Genomic DNA, 22862 nt, shown 5'->3' with positions numbered 1-22862 from the left:
ATGAACGGGATCTCGCGACTCAGCGCCGTTGCATGGTCGACGATCAGCCTGGTGAGGGGCGTTTCGTTGCGCATCATCCGGCCGTGCAGGGCCTCGGGATCGGGAAACACCCGCGCTGCGACGGCGCCCGGCACGAAGAAGCTGAGCACGCGACAGGTATTGCGTCGCATCCGCACCGGTTGGCCAAGATCGAGCGCGATCAATGTCGCCGCACCAGAGCCGCCCGACCGCGCGGACGACCGAACCGACACGCAATCGGCGTCGCCCTCAACGAAGACATGGAAATAAAAGCTGCGAGCGTTGTCGGTCGAGATGCGAGCGAGCGAGCGCTCGAGCATCATGGTCTCCGAGCGGCAATCGGTGAAGGAGAGGTCGCCGATGCCATAGCGCTCGATCTCCGCCCGAAACGGTCTTGCAACATCCGCCCGGGACGGCAGCACGTCGATGACGTGACCGACACGCTCGCGCCAGGCCAGAAATTGCCTGTCCGGCGCAAAGGAATTGACGTCGAAATGGCTATATGTCACGCCACTTGTCGGCAATGGTTCAGCGCTGGCCCGGTTTGCGTGAGGGGGCATTCTGTTGTCTGCGTGTGCGTGTGTGCGGCTGCGGCAATTGTATCGGATAACCGATCAGGCAAAGCTTTCATTATGTAATGGGTATCCGTGCTTGTGTCCTTGTGCCAGCGAGTTTTTTCACGGCGTCGATGTGGCTCGAATCACACAAAAACTGAGACGCATGGTTAAGACATTTCCTTGATGGAACGGCAGACTTTGCCGCGACGAAAAGTCCATCGCCAGGGCAGAAGCGGCGGCCGCGCCACCGGAAGTTCGTGAACGCGACGCGGCACATGACGATGAACGAACCTGATGCAACACCCATTGCTTCGTAAAACATAACGACTGCGGCACGCAGCATGCGGTTAAAGCGCAGCGGGATCATTTTCACGTTGCGCCGAAAGAACCAGTGCGATGGGTAAGCAACAGCAAAAAATGCAAAGCGGCAGCGAGACCAAACGCACGGAAATCCCGTGGGTGGAGATCTCGCACCGCGTTTAAGAACCGAACGAGAATCGGGCCGGGGAATGAATAGAAATTATCGCGTTGTCTGGAATGCCGCACAGGGCATTTGGCAGGTCGTTTCCGAGCTGGCTGCACGCACGGGGAAATCGCGGAACAGGAAAGTCAGCCAGGTCGTTCCTGCGGCCATTCTGGCTGCGGTCGTGGTCGGAGCTTCACCGGCCTTCGGGACGTGTGCTTCGGCCGGCTCGACGGTGAGTTGCTCCGGTTCTGCGAATCCGCTTCAGCCCAATTACACGAACTCCGCGGACAACCTGAACGTGACGGTGAATCCGGGCGCCTCGCTCGGGGTGATTCTGCCTGCCGGTGGCACGTCGATGTCGCTGACCGGCAGCAACATCACGCTGACCAACAACGGCACTATCGATCCAGCCACGCTCGGCACGCCCGGCATCGTGTCATCGGGCGCTGTCATCGGCAACGCTTCTGCCAGCACGCAGACCATCACCAACAACGGGATCCTGGCGGGATCGTCGGGGACGTCCCTTGACTTGACGGGGATGGCACTCGCCGTGCAAAACGGTGCCGGCGGCGGCGTGACCAGCATCACCAACACCGGCACCATTTCGGGAACCGCCCTCCCTGGCGCGACCCTGGTCGGCGCGGACGCAGGCGTGGTTGCCGCCTATGGCGGCGCCCAGGTCAATATGAGCAACTCCGGCACGATCACTGGCCGCGTTGCGTTCGACAGCTCGGTCGGCGGCAATACGTTCACGAACGCGGGTACGGTGAACGGCAGTGTGTCGATGGGGGCGAACAGTACGAATCAGTTCATCGCGACCACCGATTCGTCGGTCAACGCCGCGGGCGGCACCGCAGCGGCGACGAATGTGGTATTCGGCACATCCACACTCAATTTTGCGGCAACGGGCTACGTCGATGGTGGAGCCGGAGGCGACAACACCCTGCACCTTGAACAGGGAAACGCGTCGAGCGGCGCGATCAACCTCGCGTACTACCTCAATTTCAACCACCTCGACATCGCTGGCGGCGCCTGGACGCTGTCGGGTGCCTCGACAGTGGCGGATGCAACGATTGAGGGCGGCGCGACCGCGATCGTCAACAACAGCGCGTCGCTCGGTACCGGAACGATCACGGCCAACAACGGCGCAATCCAGTCCGCGGCTTCGGGCCTTACGGTATCGAACAATATCGCCATTGCTGCAGGCGGTCTCGGCGTCACGGGCAACCTGGACCTCGCGTTGTCGGGGACGATCTCCGGCAGCGGTTCCCTCACGAAGTCCGGTGGTGGCACGCTCACTCTTTCGGGCGTGAACACCTATACGGGCGGCACGACCATCACAGGCGGCACGCTGGCTGTCACGGGAACCGGGACCGCGGGTGCACCGTTCAGCGCGGTCACGGTTGGCAGCGGCGCGGCACTCGATGTGCAGAACACGCTGCCCAACTTTGTGACGTTATCGGGCGGCACGCTGGAGACAACCACCGGCAGCGGTGTCGTCAACGGCCCGGTGGCACTGTTCGGCACAAGCACGTTCGCAGCCGGCAGCGGCTCAGTGCTGACGGTGAACGGCAACATGAGCGGCAGCGGACTGAACGTAAGCGGCACCGGCACGATAGTGTTGACTGGCGTGAACACCTATGGCGGAATCACGCTGATCGGGGGTGGCACGCTGCAAGGCAACACGACCAGCCTGCAGGGCACCTTCACGGACAACAGCACGCTGGTTTTCAATCAGGCCGGGAATGGCGTCTTTTCTGGCTCGATTGTCGGCACTGGCGCGCTTGTGAAGCAGAACGCTGGCACGCTCACCTTCAACACCACGCAAAGCTATAACGGCGGTACCGCTGTCACAGGCGGCACACTGGCCGTCGTGGGGGGCGGTACCGCAGGTGCACCGGGCGGTATGGTTACGGTTGGCAGCGGCGCGGCACTGGATTTGCAGAACGCCTTGTACAATGAAGTAACGCTTGCGGGCGGCACGCTGGAGACAACCATAGGCAACGGTGTCGTCGACGGCCCAGTGACACTGAACGGCAACAGCACGTTCACAACCGGCGCCCGCGCAGTGCTGACGGTGGCCGGCATCGTAAGTGGTAGTACGCCATCGACCGGACTGAATGTGAGCGGTACCGGCACGGTAGTGCTGACCGGCCAGAACAACTATAGCGGCGGTACGGTTATCACAGGCGGAACACTCGCGCTCGGCACGGGCGGCAGCCTGGCAGCGGGCGGCATGGTGGACCTGGCGGCTGCGGGCGTCGGCTTCAGCATCGGCAGTGCATCCGCGAGCCAGACGATCGGCGAGCTCACGGGCGTCGCGGGCAGCGCCATCTCGTTGGGCGGGAGCACGCTGACGTTCGGCGGCTCCGGCAACCAGACCTTCGCCGGGACAATTGGCGGCGCGGGTGGCCTCATCAAGCAAGGCTCAGGCGTGCAGACGCTGAGCGGTGCCAATACATACAGCGGCGGCACGGCGTTGAACGGCGGTGGTCTCGTGCTCGGCACCAACGCGGCGCTCGGCACCGGCACACTCACCGTGGGCGCCACGGCCACGCTCGACAGCAGCGCCACGATGGCCCTCAGCAACGCCGTTGCGTTGAACGCCGGGTTGACGGTGAGCGGCTCGAACGATCTCACGCTCGACGGCGCAATCTCCGGCACCGGCGGCCTGACCAAGAACGGTGCAACGACGCTTGCGCTGACTGGCGCGAACACCTATAGCGGCGGCACGCAGGTGAATGCAGGCACCCTCGCGCTCGAAAGCGACCTGGCAGCCGGCACCGGCGCCATCACGCTCGAAAATGGCACGACGCTCGCGCTGGCCGACGGCCTGCACGTGAGCAACGATCTTGTGATCCATGGTGCGACGACGCTCGAGGTGGCCAGCGGGACGGCAACCGAGAGTGGCACGCTCAGCGGCTCCGGCAGCTATGTGATCGGCGGAGCCGGCACGCTACTCCTGACCGGCGACAACTCCGCCCTGACCGGCGCGGTTTCGCTTTCCGGCGCGACGCTCACGCTCGGAGACAACAACGCCATTGGCAATGCGAGCCTTTCCCTAACCGGCAGCGCGGGTGTGAACTACGTGAGCGGCACGACGATCACCAACGCGATCAGCGTCGCCAACGGCGCGACGCTCGATGCCAACGTCGCGGCAGGCAGCAGCGCGACACAGTCCGGCATGTTGTCGGGCGCGGGCGCGCTGGACAAGAGCGGCACGGGTACGCTGACCCTGACCAACGCCAACACCTACACTGGCGCAACGACGATCTCAGCCGGCGCGCTCCTGCTGAGTGGCGCAGGCAGCATCGCGCAATCGAGTGGCGTTGCCGATAATGGGACGCTCGACATCGCAGCCACCACCGCGGGCACTTCGATAACCAGTCTCACAGGCAGCGGGACCGTGGCACTCGGCGCGCAAACGCTCACGCTCACGAATGCGAGCGGCACGTTTAGCGGCGCCATCGGCGGCACGGGGGGACTGAGCGTCAGCGGCGGGACGGCCACGCTCAGCGGCGCGAACACCTACACCGGCAATACGACGATCGCGGGCGGCAGCACGCTGGCACTGAGCGGCGCGGGCAGCATCGCGCAGTCTGCCGACGTGATCAATAACGGTACGCTCGACGTCTCAGGCACCTCTGGCAGCGCTACCGTGCAAAACCTCACGGGCACCGGCAGCGTGAATATCGGCGCCCAGAACCTCACGCTCGCCAACGCGAGCGGCACGTTTAGCGGCGCCATCGGCGGCACGGGGGGGCTGAGTGTCAGCGGCGGGACGGCCACGCTCAGCGGCACGAACACCTACACCGGCAATACGACGATCGCGGGCGGCAGTATGCTGGCACTGAGCGGCGCGGGCAGCATCGCGCAGTCTGCCGACGTGATCAATGACGGTACGCTCGACGTCTCAGGCACGTCTGGCGGCGCTACCGTGCAAAACCTCACGGGCACCGGCAGCGTGAATATCGGCACCCAGACCCTCACCCTCGCCAATGCGAGCGGCACGTTTAGCGGCGCGTTCGCGGGCTCGGGCCGCATCGTCAAGGCTGGCTCGGGCTCGTTTGTGATCAACGGCAACAGCTCGTCGTTCAGTGGCACGACCGAACTGGACGCGGGCCTGCTCGAAGTCGGCGACATTGACCACCCGCAGGCCACGCTCGGCGGCAATGTCCTGGTCAACGTGAACGCGACACTGCGCGGTCACGGCACCGTGCTCGGTGACGTAAGCGACGACGGCACGGTGGCGCCGGGCGGCTCGATCGGCACTCTGAGCGTCGGCGGCAACTACACGCAGGCCGCCACCGCGACGCTGTCGATCGAAGTGAGCCCGACGGCGGCCTCGCAACTGAACGTGAGCGGGCGCGCGACGCTGAACGGCGTGCTCGCGATTACTTACGATCCCGGCACCTACTCGGCGACGCGGTACACGATCGTCTCCGCCGCTAACGGTGTGAACGGAGAATTCACGAGCACGACCACGACGCTCGAGAGCGGCGCGAACCTCGGTTCCCTCAAATCGTCGCTGGTGTACGACGCGAACTCCGTTTCCCTGGTGCTGGCAGACCCCACAGGTTCGGCCAATGCACCCGTGGTCGTCGCGCCGACCGACACGAGCATCTACGCGGCGCTGGGGACAGCAGCGGTGCTCAACGCGCAGGGCACCACGGCGGCACTACTCGATCGCACGGCACTGCCGGGCGGCGCGACCACCGGCGCCCCGAACGGCTGGGTCACCGCAACGGGCACGCAAACGAAGGTCGGTGGGTCCAGCGGCGAACCCGGCTTCCGGGCGAACCAGTATGGCTTCCTGGCCGGGCTTGAGGAAAGCGTTGGCGACTACGCGCTGGGCATCGCAGGCGGATACACCCACTCGGATCTCGACGAGCAGACGACCGGCGACTCCGGCACGATCGATTCCCTGCGCGCTGCGCTCTACGTGAGCCGTTGGCTCGGGCCAGTCGGCGTCTCGGGAACTGCGGGCTATGGTGTCGATTTCCTGTCGCAGAAACGGCCGTTTGAAGGCGTGGGCACGGCCGAGGGCGATCACATGGGCCAGGAGTTCACGGCAGCCGCGCAGGCCAGCCTGCCGCTCGCGCTGGGTGGATTCACGCTCACGCCGCGCGTCGGCCTGCGCTTTGCCTATTTCCACGCGAACGGCTTCGGCGAAAGTGGCGCTGCAGGCCAGGATCTGAGCGTTGGCACGGACAACGTCCGAAGCCTCCAGCCGTACGTCGATATCTCTCTCGACAAGACGTTCGGCGATGCGCTCCGGCCGGTGAACGCGCAGGTGCGTCTTGGCTACGCACACGAAGTGCTTGATGCAAATCGGGCGCTCAGCGTGGGATCTCAGGACGGCACGCTCTTCACCGCGCCAGGGACGAGCCTGCCGCGCGGCTACCTCTCCATGGGCGTAACCCTCGGCATGCAACCCGCGAAGAACCTGACCATCTCACTGGGTTACGACGCGCTCATCAATACGACCCACGCGTCGGCGCAGGCAGGCAGCCTGAAGGCCAACTACCGGTTCTGACTGGAATCGACATGGCGTGGCCGCCCCGATTTTGCGGGAGCAGCGCAAATCGGGGCGGTTGGCCCACATGCCTCGCCGGGTTCGGTGTGCGTTGTATCTACAACATACTGCCGGCTGCGTACAGACTTTCCGCTGCTGAGGTGCCCCGCCGAAACGTCGGGATACGCTCTGGAAGGGCGTGTCCGGGTACAGACATTTTTGTGCACCATCAATTTGCTCGCTTGTAATCGATGACGCGTGTGACCGCTTCACTGCAAGAAGAGACAAAGCGGTGCCTTGTCGTCGAATGGCAGAGAAGGGTCGGCTACGGAAGTTCAAGGTCGCGACGCCTCCGAATCTCGGATGGTCGACCTCCTACTTCCGCGTTCGGCCAGGTACGGCCAGTCGGTGATATGGTGTCCCAGACATTCGGACGCCCGCTTCGCGCCAATATCGGCCCTCGACCTCCATGCGCCCAAGATGATTCCCTCTGCCCGGTACAACACGGCATTCGACGTCAACGTGGCGTTGCCCGCTGTTGCTTACCGAATGGCACTTCCCAACGGGGGGCTGCTAGGCGCGCTGATGGCGTCCCCATTGCTGGCCTGGCTCACTTTCGATTTCGCAAGTTTTCGGCACTTCGATGCGTGGAGCACAATAGCGAATACGAGTGCGAACAGACCGACGGGGCCGTGGAACATGAGCCGCGCGGCCTCACCCATCGCCAGCGTGTCTGCGACCAGATTGAACGTGTTAGCCAAAAGGAAACGCGCAAGGGCGAGTGCGAATAGCCGTCGCACGTAGCTCGATGGCATATTTTCCGTAAGTCCGTTACCCGTAATAGCCGCGACGCGCGTCGCGATCAGTTGAAGCACAACCATTGATGGAAACGAGAGCGTGCATACCCACAGCAGATTGAAGCCAAACCGTGCCCCTGCTCAGGTCATCCGCTGTAGGCGCTGTGGCGTAGGGTCAGCAACGGCGCGGTTGGGCGCAACACGTGTTCCCGCGCTCTCGCGCGACGACTGACCGTCATTGACGAGGAACTCACTGCACAACGGGCCAGGCGCGGGCGGCGTGGCGAGCGCGCCATGAAGCGGCTCGGCAGAACCACCGGGGGCCGACAATGGAATCTCGCCTTTCCTTCGCCAGCAGTCGAAAGTACGAGCGCTGTCGATTCCAACGGGACGACCGGCTGGGCGCTCGTACTGATGGTCAATTTCACCGGGAGACAACAAGTTGCGACGTCCGCGTGTCGCTCGTTCAGTTCGCCGTCCATCGATGTACCCGGCCGCCATTCCGCTCCCCTCTCGCCGTTATGCAGCCGGCGCAGGACCGGCCGCTTTTCAGTCGTGCGTTGCACAAACCTCGCAGTCGGCGGGCGGCGTTGAACCGCCGAACGAGCGGCGGGAACAAAGGGTGCTCAAAAATGCTGGCGCGACATGCCCGAAACGGGCATTGTTCAGGCACTCCGGCCGGAAACTCATATCGGGCGGCGCTTGTGCGACTGGAGGCTGGAAACTCCGATGATCGAGAACCCCGGAAGTCTTGAACGGAAACGCCGCTCGGCCGCTAAATTGACTGATCAGCAAACGCAAGTTCGAACATGAACGCCAATACCCCCTCGCCGGCCAGCGAGCCGTTGCGGGCCGCACGTATCGTCGCGATCGGCGCCTCGGCCGGCGCGCTTCAGGCGCTTGGCCGATTTTTCCGCGCGGCGAATGCAATACCGCCCGATATCGCTTTCGTGGTCGTCGTTCATCTCGCTCCCGACGCCGAGAGTCATCTGGCCGAGTTACTGGCGCGGGCGACTCCCCTGGCCGTGTCAGTCATCGAAGACGGAGCGCCGATTGAGGGCGGTCACGTCTATGTCATCCCGCCAAAGTTCTCCGTCAGCGTTTTCCATGGATTGTTCAGGCTGTCGCCCGCCGTCGGCCGGCCCGAGATTCCCATGCCGGTCGACCGCCTGTTCAAATCGCTCGCGACGGACCAGCACGAGCGCGCGATTGGCATCGTACTCACCGGCGCCAACGCGGACGGCGCAGCGGGCCTGCGCCTGATCAAGGCCGAAGGCGGCATGGTGATGGCGCAGGACCCGGAAACGGCCGAGCACGACGCCATGCCAGCGCACGCCATCGAAACAGGTCTGGTCGATTACGTCCTGCCGGTCGAGGACATGCCGGCAGCGCTCATCGAATACATCAGTCGGTCGGAAGCCGTCAGCCTGTCGGCCTCTGCCTCCGACGGCGATTCCCCCGATCTCGAGCCGGTGCTCAGGACCCTGGCGGGCGCGGGTTTCGAGTTCCGGGGCTACAAGCGCGGGACCCTGGAGCGCCGCGTCGCGCGCCGCATGAGCGTCAACCGGGTCGCCAGTCTTCAGCTCTACTGCGACCTGCTCAGAAACCGGCCTGAGGAGGTCGAGGCACTCAGTCTGGACATGATGATCGGTGTCACCGAATTTTTCCGCGATCCGCAGGCCTGGCAGGCGTTGTCCGAGCGGGTTCTGGCGCGCCTGCTGGATGAACCGGCAGGTGATCAACCATTGCGCGTATGGATCCCCGCCTGCGCCCCGCCTGCGCGACGGGTGAGGAAGCCTATTCGATGGCAATGCTGCTGGCCGAGGAGATCGAAAAGCGCGGCGATTCGCGAAAGTTCATGATCCTTGCGTCAGACGTAAACCGCGCGGCGCTCGCGCGGGCGCGGCTGGGCATTTACGCGCCGGGCGTGGCGTTGCCGCTCGGGGAGGCGCGCCTCGAGCGCTTCTTTCATGCGCGCAACGACGGCTATCAGGTCCGGCAGGAGATTCGCGAGACGATCCTGTTCACACCGCAGAACCTGATCGCCGATCCGCCGTTTTCCCGCGTCGATCTCATCAGTTGCCGGAACCTGCTGATCTATCTCGAGCCTGACGCACAACAGCGCGTGTTCGAGCTGTTTCACTTCTCGCTCAATCCGAAGCGCTATCTGTTCCTCGGGCGCTCCGAGAGTACCGATCCCGACTCGACCCAGTTTCACGAGGTATCCAAAGCCTGGCGCATTTACCAGCGCAGTCCCCTGGCCGGTCCCGGCGTTTCCGGCTATCGCTTTTCGACACGGACCGTGCGTCGTGAGGAGTTCCCGCCCGCGAGCCGCGTAGGCATCAGGAACAAGGGCTACGCGGAGCTGGTGAATGCCACCTTGCTGGCCGAGCACCACGCGGCGTCCATCCTGGTCAACGCCTCGCACCAGGTCCTGTATGTGAGCGGCGCGGCGGACGAATATCTGAGCCAGCCTGCGGGCGAGCCGACCGGCAACCTCCTCGACATGGCGCGCGAAGGCCTGCGCCTGAAGCTGCGGATCGCACTGCGCCGCGCACTGGATAACGACTCCGCGACACCGGTTAGCGAAGTCGTGTCGAACGGGGAGATGCCGGCGATCAAGATCACCGTGACGCGTCCGTTCGATACGGCGAATTCCGGCAAGGCCCTGCTCGTGCTGTTCGCCCGGCTGCCTGTGGTCGATCGCCCGGCTTCCCCTGTTCCGTCGGGGGTGGATTCGGATCTCTGGCACCTGGAGAGCGAACTCCGCACGACCCAGACGGCTCTTGGCAGCACGATCGAGGAACTGGAAGAAAGCAATAGCGAACTCAGGGTGTCGAACGAAGAAGTGCTTTCCATGAACGAGGAACTGCGCTCGGCCAATGAGGAGCTCGAAACTTCGAAAGAGGAACTGCAGGCAGTCAATGAACAGCTCAGCCAGGTGAACTCGCAGCTCGAACAGAAGCTGCACGAGCTGGAGGCGCTCAACGCGGACGTCACGAGTGTTCTGGCCAGCACGGAAATCCCGACCATGCTGCTCGACGAGCACGGCATCATCAGGCGGTTCACACCGAGTGCTGCGCGGTTGTTTGGCCTCGCGCCAGCAGATACGGGCCGCGCCATTGCCGAGGTGCTCGGCGCGCCCCTGGGCGATGCGCTGATGCTGGACACGGAGCGCGTACTCTCCGGCCTCACCCGCTCCGCGGAAAAGGAGGTCCAGGCGGCGACCGGCCTCTGGTACATCCGCCGCATCACGCCCTACACCGCGGCTGACGGCAGGCCGCCCGCTGGCGCAGTCATCACATGGACGGATATCACGCCTGTGAGGCGTTCCAATGAACGCGCGCGGCGCCTGGCAGCAGTCGTGCAGGACTCCAACGATGCCGTCACGGTATTCGACCTGAGAGGCCACTTCCTCGCATGGAACCGGGCTGCCACCCGTATGTATGGCTACAGCGAGGAAGAAGCGCTGGGCATGTCCGTCTCCGACCTGCTGCCGAGCGGGGCAAGACACGATCATCTCGACTTCATCCGTCAGGCGTTGCACCACGAAGCGCTCCATTCCTACGAAACGCGGCGGGTCGCGAAGGACGGGCATGTACTCGATATCTGGCTGACGATGTCGATTCTGCTCGATGATTCGGGCAGCGCGGTAGCGGTCGCCTCGACCGAGCGCGACATGATCGACCGCAGTGCGAGCAACGCGCAGCTCCGGGAGCGCGCCGAGCAACTCGCACTGGCCGACCGGCGGAAAAACGAGTTTCTGGCCATGCTTGGCCACGAGCTGCGCAATCCACTGGCGGCGTTATATTCGGCCGGCAACCTGCTCGCCTCGGCGGCGGCGCCAGAAGCCCAGAAGATCTGGGCTGTAGGCGTCATCCAGCGGCAGGGAGCAGCCATGATGCATCTAGTGAACGACATGCTTGACCTCACACGGATCACCAGCGGCAGCATTGAACTGAACCGGCAGACGGTCGCGCTGAAAACCATCGTGCAGAGTGCCGTAGAGGTCTGCCAGCCAATCGTCGAAGAACGTCATCACCGGCTGTCGGTCTCGCTGCCCGACGAACCGGTCTTTCTCTACGCGGACCCGACCCGGCTCTCGCAGGTCATCGAGAACATCGTGATCAATGCGGCCAAATTCACCGCATCCGGCGGATCCATCGAGCTACGTGCGACCACCCGGGCCCATCGTTTGTCGCTGAGTATCAAGGATAGTGGGCGAGGCATCCCGCCGGACATGATCGGCAGCCTCTTTGACATGTTCGTTCAGGGCCCCCCCTCCGATGCACCACGCCATCGCGGGCTGGGCGTTGGCCTGTCCATCGTCAGGCGCCTGGTCGAGCTGCATGGCGGATCGGTCAGCGCGCTCAGCGACGGTCGCACCGGTAGCGAATTTATCGTCGACCTGCCGCTGGATGCGACTCCGCACGCCACCGAGCGCGACGCGATATCGCCATCGGCCACCGCGCTTCACAAACGGATTCTTATCATCGATGACAACGCGGACGCGGGCGAAGCGCTTGCGATGCTTTTGACCATCGCAGGACACGAGGTCAAGACCTGCGTGGACGGTGCTTCGGGTATCGCCATGGCGGCGAGCTTCGATCCGGATGTCATCCTGCTCGACATTGGATTGCCCGACATCGATGGCTATGAAGTCGCGAAAAGGCTGCGTGGCGCAGAAACCGGGCGGCGCGTGACCTTGATTGCACTCACGGGCTATGGGCTGCCTGCGGAACGTAGCCGGACAGCCGAGGCAGGATTCGACCATCACCTCACCAAGCCAGTCGATCCTGAAGACGTGATTCGACTCGTGGTCGCGCGTACCTGACTGCGCGCTGCCCCGATAACGTGGTGAAACCTTCGACACGCTGAAAGGGGCCGCTGATCATGCACCAGCCCCCACTCGCCTGAGAGCCCGCGGTATCTGACTCTGCACGCCATTGGGCGTGTATTGCGGATGCCCCTCACCCCCGATTACGCTCGCGCATCGCAGTCTCCTCCGAGATCGCAAACCGCGTCCTCCGGTCCGCGGAGAAGGTCGATTGCGGCCTGCCCCGCGACTTCAGCAATGAGGTATGCCCATCGGCGGGTATACGGCCCATGTCGTAGCAGAACACGTCTTCCGGGATCTCCAATCACGCTGAGACTCGGTCCGCCTTTTATCTGGAAAGTCACCTCGTACAGGTCCTCCGCAGATGGAATGAGTTCGACATGGATTTCAAATCCACGATATGTGATCGCCCGGTGCATAGGCCGCTCCGTTGCGTTGAAAAATAGATGCACCTCGTGAAGGAAGCGGACGACCACCGTTTCCCATATCAGGATCTCGGTCGGCAGCACGTAACGCCGCCAGGGATAACAACCAGTCACGACGTGGCTCGCGGACTTGTCGTCCTCAAACCCTGCTGCGCAGCAAGCAGTGGCGTTGAACAACAGCCCTCGTACGCGGGCGCATCCAGCGTGCCCGACACGGATCCCAAGGGCCGGGGCGCGAAGCGAATACCGGAAAAAGACAATGATTCCGGTCACCAGCCAAGGTGAACAATTCGCAGGTTTAAGTTTCTCGCGAGATCTTACGCTCGCGCTCTTCATGCACGCGCGGACTCGCCGACGATGCCGGCGAAGGAGTTATATGCTATCGCCTCGTCTTTCTCCTGTTGACCTTGGGCGGACGCAAGGCAGCGGTCCAAAATGCAACGGTCCCGCGTTTGGCTGCTGCCGATGCATGTCCTCTCGCAGAACCTGCGATGGAATTCGCGCCGCTCAGCCACATGCTTAGAAGCGGGTTCTTCTTCGTCCATGGATTTTTCATTTCGATCTCTCCTGCTGGAACCAATTACAAGGCCCCGCGGGCCGCGATGACGCCGAACGGGGTTGTGGGGCAAGAGCCAGGACGCTCTCTTGCTGAAATTAGACAGGACGTTGGATTCCGCCATACCGGTCGTGGGCAGTTGCGCGATACGTCCCTGCAGAATGAACCTGCGCGGCGGGCCCACCGGGTCCCAGATCCTGTCGGGGAAATAATCCGTCGCCTGGCGCCTGTCACCGGATCTGATGGGCCGGGTCAGCGCCACTTCACTTCATTCCCGGCTACGGATTCGCCCCTCGCACTGGTCGCCTGCGAGCGGGCTTCCGATGAAGCTCGATCGCAGCTGCCGTTGCGGGGAACTGATCCAGCATGATGGATTGCCACGCCGGAAGGTTATCGGGGCGCTCCGAAACTTTATCCTTAGGAAAACTGTTGCATTCCTCAACGCGTCCTGACTGTCTGAGCCTGATGTGCCGCACCTCGATCTGAATCGGCTTCCCTTGAGAGAAGACATGACGTCTCGTGTAGGTGCTACGGGTAAAAAGAGAGCATTCCTAAAAATAGGCGTCCGGTGTGGTCCGTGCGGCCGCGGTTCTCGCGGTCGCACTCGTTTTCACTTACTCTTACTTCCTACCCTGGGTGCGGCCTCGTCAGGCGGAGCCTCGCCCGGTGAAAGCTCGCCAGGGGCGTCTTCGTCTGGGACGTCTTCTTCGGGATCCGTTCCGGGCAGGTCACTTTCCTCAGTGTCTTCGATCCGCGTCGCGCCGCCCGTCGCCGGCGCATCGCTTGCCGGAAATGTGTCTTCGACAGCTTCGTCGATGGCGTCGTTCGACTTTTCGTCGGGTGTGCGTTGCTCAACAGTTTTGGTCGCCATGGTTCGCTCCTCGCAGGTTTGTGGCATTCACACAAGCGCAATCGCTGTGCCGCTGGCGCGCCATCTTCACACTCATCGCCTGCCTGCGCTTCCAGGGAGCGCAGGCAATCGACACCCTGCGCGAGTAAACATTCGATTCATATAGCCTGGCGACTTCCGGGCTTTACCGCCCTTAAGGGTGGACCCACTATCACCGGGCGAAAACCTGACAGGGTTCGAATGTCTTCGATTGAGACCGCGCACTGAAAGGCGCTGTTGTCTCGTCGGCCTGCGCAGCGCCAATTCGCTTCACACCGAAGCAGTGACCAGCATGCAGTTTAGTGGCGTTGCTGTTGTTCCTGACTGCCTTGATGTCGTACGCGGCGTTCTGTACGTGTCCCCGCATGCTTTTCCCTTTCATCTATAGCAATCTGGTGACGCAGGTATCGAGCAACGCGCGAAGTGTGCCGTGACGATGCTCGGCAAGGAGGTGAGCCACGACACGAAGCACTTCCGGATTGTGAACCATGCCCCAGTGACTGACGTTGTCCACTTCGATGTTCCGGTGATACTCGGACTCCGTTCCGGCACATCCTGCCCAACCGACGACACCATCGGATGGCGAATATACCGACGTACAAGGAACCACTGGGTCGATACTCAACCGTCTGAGCAGCGCCTCATCCATCGGTGACACTCCGCCGTTCAGGAGCGTGCAAAGCCAGCCGGCATGGGTCGAGTTTGGCTGGTCAGCAAACGGAGTCGCGAGGGTGATAGCCTGCCTTACGAGCTTCGGATGCCTCTTCGCAATCTCGCGGGCGTACACTCCGCCAAGGCTCCAACCGATTAACGAAGCGGAGCGACCATTCTGGCTATATATCTGCTTCAACTGCTCGCTTAACAGGTCGAGAAAGCTGTCGAAATCGGTATCGGGCCATTGGTTGACGCCTTGTTCCCAGTCATGGACTTCGTAGTTCAGCTCTCCCAGCCTTCCTCGCAAGCCCTCGGTCGCATATCCGCTGACACCCAGGCCCGGAAAAACGATAACAGGGTGGCCGTCGCCTCGCGGCAACGGATGCGATAGCGGAGCAAGACCTGCAACGTAGTCGGCGATGGCACGGAGGGGTTCCAGCGCGAGAAGTATCGCTGGAGGCGGCGTTAATTCAAGGCTTTCCATCGAATCTCCGTGGACACCGCTTTTGGGTTCACTGCGCACCGTTAAAATTCGCAATAACGAAGAGTGGCGCGCAGGTGTTGCGAACAAAAACGCCCCCTAAGGACGTGGCCAACGAGGCCTCGTCAATCGTTAGGGGTGGGCGGAATCGGCAAGAGTCCCGAAAATGCTGCGGGATATGACCGGAACCCGGCACTACGAGTGAGTGCGTAAATCATGTCACGTCGCATGGAGCACGGAGACCACGTGCAACGCGACAAAACCGGTCCGTGAAACCATCTCTATTCGGCCTTGACAAGGCTCGTACCGAAGGAAGCATCCTTCGTGAGGTTCTCGACGAATCCCTGCGCATCACGCACATATTGCTGGTATTGAGATGGCGCGGTTGCAGTTAGCCCAATCTGAACACCTGACACAATTTCGTAAACGTGGCGGCTGTACGCCGCGATTTTTTCCGCAGTTGGCTGCGCGAGGTTGGTTGACAGCGCTATCAGCTCCTCAGGTCTCGCGGCCAATGCCCTGGCCATCAGCGCCTGGTTTTCAGCGAGTGTCGCCTTGACTACCTGAAGATTCAGTTCGGTCAATTTTTCGATGCCATCGAGCACGGTGCTCGAGAAAGCAAATAGCTGCTGGATACCGGTATTTTGTGCGTCTACCGGATGTTGGGGGGTAAGTGTGCTCATGAATGCTCCAGATAGGGGACACGACGAGTGCACGGACACTAAATGGATCAGGAGCACGGGTCGCTGGCCAACGGCCAATTGCTGCGACGCAACAAAATTCATTGTAGGCGCATTTTTCTTGAAGTCAATTGCACCCTAATCATTTAATCTGACGGTGACTACAAGCCCTGCTTCCTCGGTCAAATTATTATAAGTACAACGAAGCAGAGGAAAATCCGGAGAAGGGAACTCCTTCTGGAGCCCCCTTTCGTTCTCACTTCATAGCCTCTCCCACACCGAGGTCAGCGCCGGTCGTCGGGTCGGAGGAAGTGTCGGACGCCGTACGCGAGGCCATGGCACGAAGAACCTCGGCGTCGTCGGCGGACACCTTGACGGTAGCCAGGCCATCACCCCCGTCCACGGCAGGTGTCGGCGCATCGACAAACTCCCATTCGGGCCCCTCATTCCACGGGCCCCGCGGAGCGCCATCACTTGCGGACATTTTGTAATAGACGCTTCTAAATTCCGGGACCCCGGGAAGCTTTCCTTGCGGGAAATTCGGCAGGATTGAGTGAAGCGCTTTTTCGAATGACTTCTGATGTGCGATTTCGCGCGTCATCAGAAAGCCCAACGTTTCCTTGATGCCGGGGTCATCGGTCACGTTAATCAGCCGTTCGTAGACAATCTTGGCTCGCGCTTCCGCAGCGATGGTCGACCGAAGGTCGGCGGTAGGTTCGCCGATGGTGTCGACATAGGCCGCCGACCATGGAACACCGGCGGAATTGGTCAGTGCGGGACCGCCTCCATACAGCAGCGCTGTTATGTGGGAATCGTTGCCGCCGCCAGTCATGCCGCGATAAAGCTCAGCTTCACTTTCAACCGCTTCTGCTAGCTGACCCTTTGCCCCTTTGTTCGACGATTTCCAGGTGGCTCAGTTCTTCCGTTGCAATGTCGAACAGGAGGTCCTTGCGACCGGGGTCGTCCTCGCCCACAGCCTGAGTGAAATACCGGGCATGCCGCACCGAGCTCGCCCTGGGGTCCTCCAAATTGCTCGAGCAGCAGATTTGCGAGGCCGGGATTAGGCGTGGCAACACGCACCGTGTATTGAAGGCGCTTGTTATGGACAAACATGGTGTTCTCCTTTCAGAGCGCGGCAACGGCGGCGCACCGTCACTCGCGCAGGCAAGAAATTCGGGAGTCGTGAGAGCGGCAGCTGTCGCGCACCGCTTTCACGACGGACGTCTCAGAAGGATGAGTTCTGGCGAGAGGCGGCAAACGCACCGCACATGGGCAGGGAGACTGCGACCCGGGGACAGCATCGGGCTGGGAGACTGCGTACTTCGTTCCGCATGACGCGTTCCCGAACAATGCGTACGCAATGAATTTATTTGCTGGATTTTCAGGACGTTGGGAATAGCCGTTGCGTGTTTTGATAGTCGAGATGGCTGTGGGCCGTTTGGCGCGTCCCACATTCTCTCCTCCATTTTCTACCCTCTTCTGAGAGCAAATCATGACCGCAAAGACTGTGAAAGACCTGTTTGTTCACTCGCTGTCCGACGTCTACAGCGCGGAAAAACAGTTGACCAAAGCGCTGCCGAAGATGGCGCGTGCGTCGACGAATCCGGAATTGAAGGCGCTGTTCGAAAAGCATCTGGAAGAAACGCACGGGCAGGTGGCGAGAATCGACCAGGTTGTCGAATCTTGCGGTATCAAGCTAAAGCGAATCAAGTGCGCCGCGATGGAAGGGCTTGTCGAGGAAGGCGGCGAGCAGATTGAGGAAATCGAGAAAGGTCCCGTCCTCGACCTTGCCCTTATCGGAGCAGCTCAAAAGGTCGAGCATTATGAAATCGCGACCTACGGGACGCTCGCTGCGCTGGCAGAAAAGCTCGGAGAATCCGCTGCCCGGAAGCTGTTGCTCGATACGCTGAAGGAGGAGAAGGCGGCCGATGAAAAGCTGACGGTGCTGGCGCAAGGAACTATCGTCGAAGAGGCGATGGCTCAATAGCCCTTGCTGCAGGTAGAAGCGGCTGTTCCATAGAGGACGGCCCTGTCCCAGGGGCGCAGTCATGGCGGAAACTCGACCACCTCAGTATTCCCGGCATGCTGGCAGGCGCGGGTGCGCGCCTGCGGGGTGTCTCGACCAGGAACCGCCAACCCACTCCTGACGCTCAACCACCACCCGACGCCGGGTCGGCAGCGGACGAAGGTGCGGCGGTCGCCGCCTTCTTGTGCATCTTTTTGTGCGAACTCGCTGTTGCGGGCGCCATGGTATTAGCCCCTGACGCGCCTGAGACCGTCTCGGTCGAGCCGCTAGAGTTTGGCTTGCTCATTCCTGTGCCGCCTTGTCCTCCGGCCGCACCGCCGCCCGCGCCCTGGGCGAAAACGCTCCCCGATGTTCCAAACAGAAGTACCGAGATCAAAATTCCTTTCGTCGCAACTCGCATGGTCGTCTCCTCGAACATAAATCGGTCAACACCGAACGGCGCTAATCCGTATGTTCGGGACCGCAATTCGCATACCGTGCGCTGGTCAAAACAGCGTCGAGCTTATCGACCGACCGGAACTTCTGTTGCGAACTGGCAGAAAAACCGGTGCTGGACGAGGACAATACCAAATCTGCTTCGTGTTCTTGAGATCCTTTATTGTTATTAGGAATGCATAATACAAACTTGTGCATATGGTGCAGATGCCATGAACGCCATCGCACAGGGGCGACCGGACGTGGATGTACCGGACGTCAGGATGCCCAACCTGGAAGGCGTGAATCTGGTCTGGTTGCTGAAGGGAGCGCCCGCGCGCGCCGATATTCCCGTTGTACCGATGTCTGCTGCCGGGCGGGCCGCACTTCCATTCCGCGCATTCCTGTCAAAGCCGTTCACTGCGGCCAGATTGGTGGAAGCCCTGCACGCAGCGCTGCCGCCGTGGTGCCTCCGGATTGGGCCGGTCAAGACCTGGCTCGCTCCTCAGAGCATGCCTTGACATCAGCTGCTGCCTGCACAATGTCCTCGTCGCTCGGACTCTTCGTCGACAGCCGAAGGTAGGCAGCGGCGAGGCGTCGCAACTCCTCTTCGGTCGCATCCTCGATTCCGATTAAATGATTGTCCGCAGCCCGGTGAGAAGCGAGAAGCTCATTAAGCTTGAGATGCACCGCGACACTGTCCTTATTCTGACTCTGCTGAATCAGGAAGACCATAAGGAATGTGACGATGGTCGTGCCCGTGTTAATCACCAGTTGCCAGCCATCTGAGTAATGGAACAGCGGTCCTGTGACAACCCACGCGACAATGGTCGCTACGGCAAGGCAGAAGGCCGCCGGTGACCCTGCCCAGCGCGTCACCAGACTGGCGAACGCGTCAAATGCCCGAGTCAACGGATGCTTTCCCGCATATGCCGGGCTTGCCGTATCGGGAACCGTATCCAGTTCGTCGGTCGGAGCCGGGGCTTCGCGTTCTGGTTTCATCGGCCTGCTCCGGAATGTTGGTCAACGATTGCAGCAAAATGCGTGCCAATGCGCCAAGCACAGCTCGGTAGGCTGAGGGACGCCGCAAGTCCTGATTGCGCAAGCCGACCGTTCCCTCACCGCTGTCGCTGGGACTGCGTAAGAACGGCCTGCTCGCGCCGACTTACGTGCAACGTTTGCCACTCCTGTTTCGACTGAACATTCGGCTTGCCTGAAAAAATCATTCCGTCGATTAGGGCGCGCTTCATGCCGAGAAGCCTAAAATGAGGGTGTCGGCTTTCAGGGCCATGACGTGACAGGTAGTAGCGCCCGACGCCCGAGCGTTCTGCTTTGGGTCGTCAAACATCGTCACATGACCAGGCCCTCCGAAGCTAGCGTGGTCCTTCTTCTCATCCAACCAGTGGAAGCTGTGCATCGTTCATGGAAAGCAACCGGGCGCCCGCTGACAACGACGAGCTTGCTAACCGGCCGGCGCGGCAACCTGACTACGCGGCCGAAAACAAAGCGCTTGTCCGGCTCGCTAGAGCCCAGACTGGACCAAAAACGAATCTGTGGCAGGAAATCGCGGAAGCGGCACTCGCAGTCTGCGAAGCCGGCAGTGCAGGGATAAGCCTCGTCGAAGGAACCGGCGAAAATCGAAGCTTCCGATGGCAAGCTGTAGCGGGCGTTTGCGCTGACCTTCGCGGCAAGACAACTGCATGGAACGAATGCCCATGCGGGGTCACCCTCCAGAAGGGCACGCCGCAACTATTCATTCAGCCTCAGCTACAGTTCCCCTGTCTTCGGTTTGCGAACGTCTACGTCGCAGAAGGTGTCGTTGTTCCGATAGCCTTCGGCGATGTGCAGCTGGGCGCAATATGGGTGATGTCCCACACGGACAGCCGCCGGTTCGATTGCGAGGACATTCGGCTTCTTTCAAACCTCGCGGCGTTCGCCGGTACAGCACTGACCGTTGTGGCCACGCGCGACAGCGGAATTGAAAGCGACCAAAGGCACAATGAGTTCATCGCTATGCTCGGGCATGAACTGCGAAATCCGATGGCACCCATCGACAGCGCTATTGGTGCCGCTGCGCGATTGTGCGCGGATAACGCCAAGGCGGTCGAAGTATTGACCGTGGCTCAACGACAGATGAGACACTTGCGCACGCTTGTCGACGACTTGCTCGATGCAGCACGATTGAAGCACGGCAAACTTGCCATCAAGCACACGGACACATCTCTCAATGAAATTGCTTTCGACGCTGTAACGGCGGTCAAGCACCACTTTGAGTCTCGCCGGCATACCCTGAAAATGCATGGCCTCGATGCGCCTGTGCCGGTTCGCGCAGACCACGTTCGACTGAGTCAGGTTCTGGGCAACATCCTTTCGAACGCCGCGAAGTACACGCCGGTGGGCGGCGCAATCGAAATGACTGTTGATGTCGATGCCAATGCCGGGCCAGCTCCGGATGGCACGGTCATCATCACCATCAAAGATAACGGAATTGGAATTGACAGGACGGTGCAGCCGCATATCTTCGAACTTTTTGCGCAGTCTGCCCAGGGGCACGCGCGAGCTGAAGGCGGCCTCGGAATTGGCCTTGCCGTTGCGAAACGGTTGGTCGAACTGCACGAGGGCACTATAGCTATTCAAAGTGAAGGTACGGGCACAGGGACAGTCGTTACACTACGGTTGCCAATCCTTCGCGGGTCGTCGGAACAGATTCAGACCGAACGACCCTGCGATATTTCGACACCGGGTCTCGTACGACTTCTTCTGGTCGATGACAATCCGGACGCATTGATGTCGTTAGGCATGTTGTTGGAACTCGAAGGTCATGAAGTCACTACGGCAAACAACGGACGCGACGCAATTCGCCTTGTCGCCGAGATACGACCGGAGGTCGCAATCATCGATGTGGGGATGCCAGATGTTGATGGTTTCGACGTTGCGCGCGCTGTTCGCTCCGACCGCAGCCTGGATGACATCACATTGGTAGCGCTGACTGGATACGCCGCCGAGTCTGATAAATCGAGAGCACTGGCAGCTGGTTTCGACTATCACCTGACCAAGCCGCTCTCGCTTGAGAAGCTGCGGTCTCTGCTTGCGAATCGAAGTGGCGGACATTTGCGCGGCTTGATTTGACTGTGCAATATGAGGGCTCAGGCAATCAATGTCGAAGTCTCTCTGGGTGCCCACGGGACATCGCACGGTTGGAGCAAACGGGTCCAGGCACTTTGCGCGGCGGCAGCGATTGAGCAACAGGGCTACCTCAGTCTCAAACCCATCGAGGTCTCGCGCGTGTTAGGCAGTTTCGGTCAGATTTGGTAAGCATCCAAAGAAAAATCGGACTCCCAACTCCCAGGGCGTTGCCTTCCTCGACTGATTCAGCAATCTTCTTTGTGCGGCTGGGTCCGTCATCACAAGGTCAACGCGAGATACCGCATGTCCGCACTTAATCCTCCCTCCGGCGCCACGCGCGCATCTCTCTTCGACCAGTTGAAGGCCCGCGCCATGCTGCTCGGACTGTTCGTCGGCTCGATGTGGGTAACGTTTCTTGTGTCCGTTGCGATACCGTTCCTGCATCTGAATCGCCATGGTGTAGTGCCTCGAACGCTAGGCGGCCTCCAGGGCGTCCTGTTCGCCCCGTGGCTGCATGCGAGCTTCTTACATATCATGTCGAATACGCCGGGCCTGATAGTGCTCGGATGGCTGTGCATGTGGCCGCGAATCGCCAACTTTTGGCAAGCCACCGCCGGCGGGATGTTGGGCGCGGGCTTGTGCGCGTGGCTGCTTGGTTCGCCGTATACGATTCACATCGGTGCGAGTGGGGTCGTCTTCGGCTACGCAGGGTATCTCGTCGCGTATGGCTTCTATAGTCGAAAGTTCATCCCGATGCTAATCGCACTCTTCGTCGCATGCAGCTATGGCGTCAGCATGCTCTTTGGAGTGCTGCCGCTAACACCCGGTGTGTCTTGGCAGAGCCATCTTGGTGGCGCGATTGGCGGTATTATGGCCGGAAGACTCTTCTACCAAAATCCTCCGAAGCGACTTTGAAATTCTTCCTTAGCTGCGCTCAGTGAGCTGTTCGATGAAACGCTTCAGCCGCTTTGGCAATCGGGTTTCTCTACTTGCGTCATTCGAGAGGAGGCAGACTCCCTCGCAAACCGTGCCAAACATCGAGGAGACGTCAACTCGCTCGCCACCAGCATGCGCACCATCGCAATCCTCCAACGATCCGTCTCAGATTGAGCTCAAAAAGTAGCCGAGCGCAGTGAGGCGATTGTACTGGCGCGGACAGCCGCCGCAGGGGTTTCCAACCGCGCGTCGGTTTTTTGCTGCTTTCCGCTGAGAAGTTGGCTTGGTTGACCGGACCACTCCGTCAGCTGCCCTTGAACCCCTGACAGTGCGACCGGCGGCAGTGGGGTCGACTACGGAAATTCGACATCGGACGGGGTTCGGCCAAGCAACCACTTGAAACTATACTGGGGCACTTGGAGGATTCAATGGCTAATCACGACAGGCTGCATCCACTACGTCCGCTCCTGAAGAATTGGGTTTGG

Annotated in this window: 15 protein-coding genes and 1 pseudogene; 7 read left to right on the top strand and 9 right to left on the bottom strand. The window is 61.2% G+C overall.

Annotated features, from left to right (window positions below; all coding sequences use genetic code 11):
* Window positions 1-527: AraC-like ligand-binding domain-containing protein (locus JMY28_RS38215; protein ID WP_456238751.1), on the bottom strand; the 527-nt coding region annotated here is incomplete at its 3' end.
* A 557-nt stretch (window positions 528-1084) separates the two neighbouring features.
* On the opposite strand from JMY28_RS38215, the gene JMY28_RS38210 reads away from it, so the two are divergent.
* Window positions 1085-6577: an autotransporter-associated beta strand repeat-containing protein gene (locus tag JMY28_RS38210; RefSeq protein ID WP_201701055.1), complete on the top strand. Its 5493-nt coding sequence runs from the start codon at window positions 1085-1087 to the stop codon at window positions 6575-6577.
* Window positions 6578-7098: 521 nt separating this feature from the next.
* Here JMY28_RS38210 and JMY28_RS38205 read toward each other — a convergent pair.
* Window positions 7099-7437 carry a divalent metal cation transporter gene (locus JMY28_RS38205; protein WP_236597247.1) on the bottom strand — a complete coding sequence of 113 codons (339 nt, stop codon included), beginning with the start codon at window positions 7435-7437 and terminating at the stop codon, window positions 7099-7101.
* Window positions 7438-8162: 725 nt separating this feature from the next.
* Here JMY28_RS38205 and JMY28_RS39275 point away from each other — a divergent pair.
* Both JMY28_RS39275 and JMY28_RS38200 read left to right on the top strand, forming a co-directional pair.
* The gene (locus tag JMY28_RS39275; RefSeq protein ID WP_236597246.1) at window positions 8163-9215 is read left to right on the top strand and encodes a chemotaxis protein CheB; all 1053 of its coding nucleotides are present in this window, start codon (window positions 8163-8165) and stop codon (window positions 9213-9215) included.
* The gene (locus JMY28_RS38200; RefSeq protein ID WP_236597245.1) at window positions 9158-12187 is read left to right on the top strand and encodes a CheR family methyltransferase; all 3030 of its coding nucleotides are present in this window, start codon (window positions 9158-9160) and stop codon (window positions 12185-12187) included. Before JMY28_RS39275 ends, JMY28_RS38200 begins: the two co-directional genes overlap by 58 nt.
* 146 nt (window positions 12188-12333) lie before the next feature.
* Here JMY28_RS38200 and JMY28_RS39620 read toward each other — a convergent pair whose 3' ends face one another.
* The 6 genes and pseudogenes from JMY28_RS39620 to JMY28_RS38170 form a co-directional block, all read right to left on the bottom strand.
* The gene (locus JMY28_RS39620; protein ID WP_407945588.1) at window positions 12334-12792 is read right to left on the bottom strand and encodes a hypothetical protein; all 459 of its coding nucleotides are present in this window, start codon (window positions 12790-12792) and stop codon (window positions 12334-12336) included.
* Window positions 12793-12947: 155 nt separating this feature from the next.
* On the bottom strand, window positions 12948-13160 hold the full coding sequence (locus tag JMY28_RS38190; RefSeq protein WP_201701054.1) for a hypothetical protein: 213 nt from the start codon (window positions 13158-13160) through the stop codon (window positions 12948-12950).
* 621 nt (window positions 13161-13781) lie between these two features.
* Complete coding sequence (locus JMY28_RS38185) at window positions 13782-14042, bottom strand: hypothetical protein (protein WP_201701053.1); 261 nt, start codon at window positions 14040-14042, stop codon at window positions 13782-13784.
* Window positions 14043-14442: 400 nt separating this feature from the next.
* Window positions 14443-15198 carry an alpha/beta hydrolase family protein gene (locus JMY28_RS38180; RefSeq protein WP_201701052.1) on the bottom strand — a complete coding sequence of 252 codons (756 nt, stop codon included), beginning with the start codon at window positions 15196-15198 and terminating at the stop codon, window positions 14443-14445.
* Window positions 15199-15476: 278 nt separating this feature from the next.
* Window positions 15477-15878 (bottom strand): TIGR01841 family phasin, encoded by a 402-nt coding sequence (gene phaP / locus JMY28_RS38175; RefSeq protein WP_201701051.1) that lies wholly within the window; start codon window positions 15876-15878, stop codon window positions 15477-15479.
* A gap of 253 nt (window positions 15879-16131) precedes the next feature.
* Window positions 16132-16988: pseudogene (locus JMY28_RS38170) on the bottom strand (manganese catalase family protein).
* A 379-nt stretch (window positions 16989-17367) separates the two neighbouring features.
* Between JMY28_RS38170 and JMY28_RS38165 the strand changes: the two are divergent.
* Together JMY28_RS38165 and JMY28_RS38160 are read left to right on the top strand one after the other, a co-directional pair.
* Window positions 17368-17862 carry a YciE/YciF ferroxidase family protein gene (locus tag JMY28_RS38165; protein ID WP_201701050.1) on the top strand — a complete coding sequence of 165 codons (495 nt, stop codon included), beginning with the start codon at window positions 17368-17370 and terminating at the stop codon, window positions 17860-17862.
* Window positions 17863-18515: 653 nt separating this feature from the next.
* The gene (locus JMY28_RS38160; protein WP_328810027.1) at window positions 18516-18836 is read left to right on the top strand and encodes a response regulator; all 321 of its coding nucleotides are present in this window, start codon (window positions 18516-18518) and stop codon (window positions 18834-18836) included.
* Here the strand turns inward: JMY28_RS38160 and JMY28_RS38155 are convergent.
* Window positions 18802-19317 carry a low affinity iron permease family protein gene (locus JMY28_RS38155; protein ID WP_201701048.1) on the bottom strand — a complete coding sequence of 172 codons (516 nt, stop codon included), beginning with the start codon at window positions 19315-19317 and terminating at the stop codon, window positions 18802-18804. The two genes, JMY28_RS38160 and JMY28_RS38155, sit on opposite strands and share 35 nt — an antisense overlap.
* A gap of 420 nt (window positions 19318-19737) precedes the next feature.
* Between JMY28_RS38155 and JMY28_RS38150 the strand changes: the two genes are divergently transcribed.
* Window positions 19738-21444 (top strand): hybrid sensor histidine kinase/response regulator, encoded by a 1707-nt coding sequence (locus tag JMY28_RS38150; RefSeq protein WP_201701047.1) that lies wholly within the window; start codon window positions 19738-19740, stop codon window positions 21442-21444.
* Between the two features lie 300 nt (window positions 21445-21744).
* Entirely contained in the window at window positions 21745-22356 is a 612-nt protein-coding gene (locus JMY28_RS38145) for a rhomboid family intramembrane serine protease (RefSeq protein WP_201701046.1), read from the top strand.
* The last annotated feature ends 506 nt before the right edge of the window (window positions 22357-22862 follow it).

The sequence above is a fragment of the Paraburkholderia hiiakae genome (assembly GCF_904848665.1).
Lineage (GTDB): Bacteria > Pseudomonadota > Gammaproteobacteria > Burkholderiales > Burkholderiaceae > Paraburkholderia > Paraburkholderia hiiakae.
This window is presented reverse-complemented; position numbering and strand designations above follow the sequence as displayed.

What these genes read in the sequence shown, in the direction of transcription:
- JMY28_RS38210 (WP_201701055.1), top strand. Translation starts at nt 1,085, where the DNA reads ATGAATAGAAATTATCGCGTTGTCTGGAATGCCGCACAGGGCATTTGG.
- JMY28_RS38205 (WP_236597247.1), bottom strand. Translation starts at nt 7,437, where the DNA reads ATGGTTGTGCTTCAACTGATCGCGACGCGCGTCGCGGCTATTACGGGT.
- JMY28_RS39275 (WP_236597246.1), top strand. Translation starts at nt 8,163, where the DNA reads ATGAACGCCAATACCCCCTCGCCGGCCAGCGAGCCGTTGCGGGCCGCA.
- JMY28_RS38200 (WP_236597245.1), top strand. Translation starts at nt 9,158, where the DNA reads ATGGCAATGCTGCTGGCCGAGGAGATCGAAAAGCGCGGCGATTCGCGA.
- JMY28_RS38190 (WP_201701054.1), bottom strand. Translation starts at nt 13,160, where the DNA reads ATGGACGAAGAAGAACCCGCTTCTAAGCATGTGGCTGAGCGGCGCGAA.
- JMY28_RS38185 (WP_201701053.1), bottom strand. Translation starts at nt 14,042, where the DNA reads ATGGCGACCAAAACTGTTGAGCAACGCACACCCGACGAAAAGTCGAAC.
- JMY28_RS38180 (WP_201701052.1), bottom strand. Translation starts at nt 15,198, where the DNA reads ATGGAAAGCCTTGAATTAACGCCGCCTCCAGCGATACTTCTCGCGCTG.
- phaP (WP_201701051.1), bottom strand. Translation starts at nt 15,878, where the DNA reads ATGAGCACACTTACCCCCCAACATCCGGTAGACGCACAAAATACCGGT.
- JMY28_RS38165 (WP_201701050.1), top strand. Translation starts at nt 17,368, where the DNA reads ATGACCGCAAAGACTGTGAAAGACCTGTTTGTTCACTCGCTGTCCGAC.
- JMY28_RS38155 (WP_201701048.1), bottom strand. Translation starts at nt 19,317, where the DNA reads ATGAAACCAGAACGCGAAGCCCCGGCTCCGACCGACGAACTGGATACG.
- JMY28_RS38150 (WP_201701047.1), top strand. Translation starts at nt 19,738, where the DNA reads ATGGAAAGCAACCGGGCGCCCGCTGACAACGACGAGCTTGCTAACCGG.
- JMY28_RS38145 (WP_201701046.1), top strand. Translation starts at nt 21,745, where the DNA reads ATGTCCGCACTTAATCCTCCCTCCGGCGCCACGCGCGCATCTCTCTTC.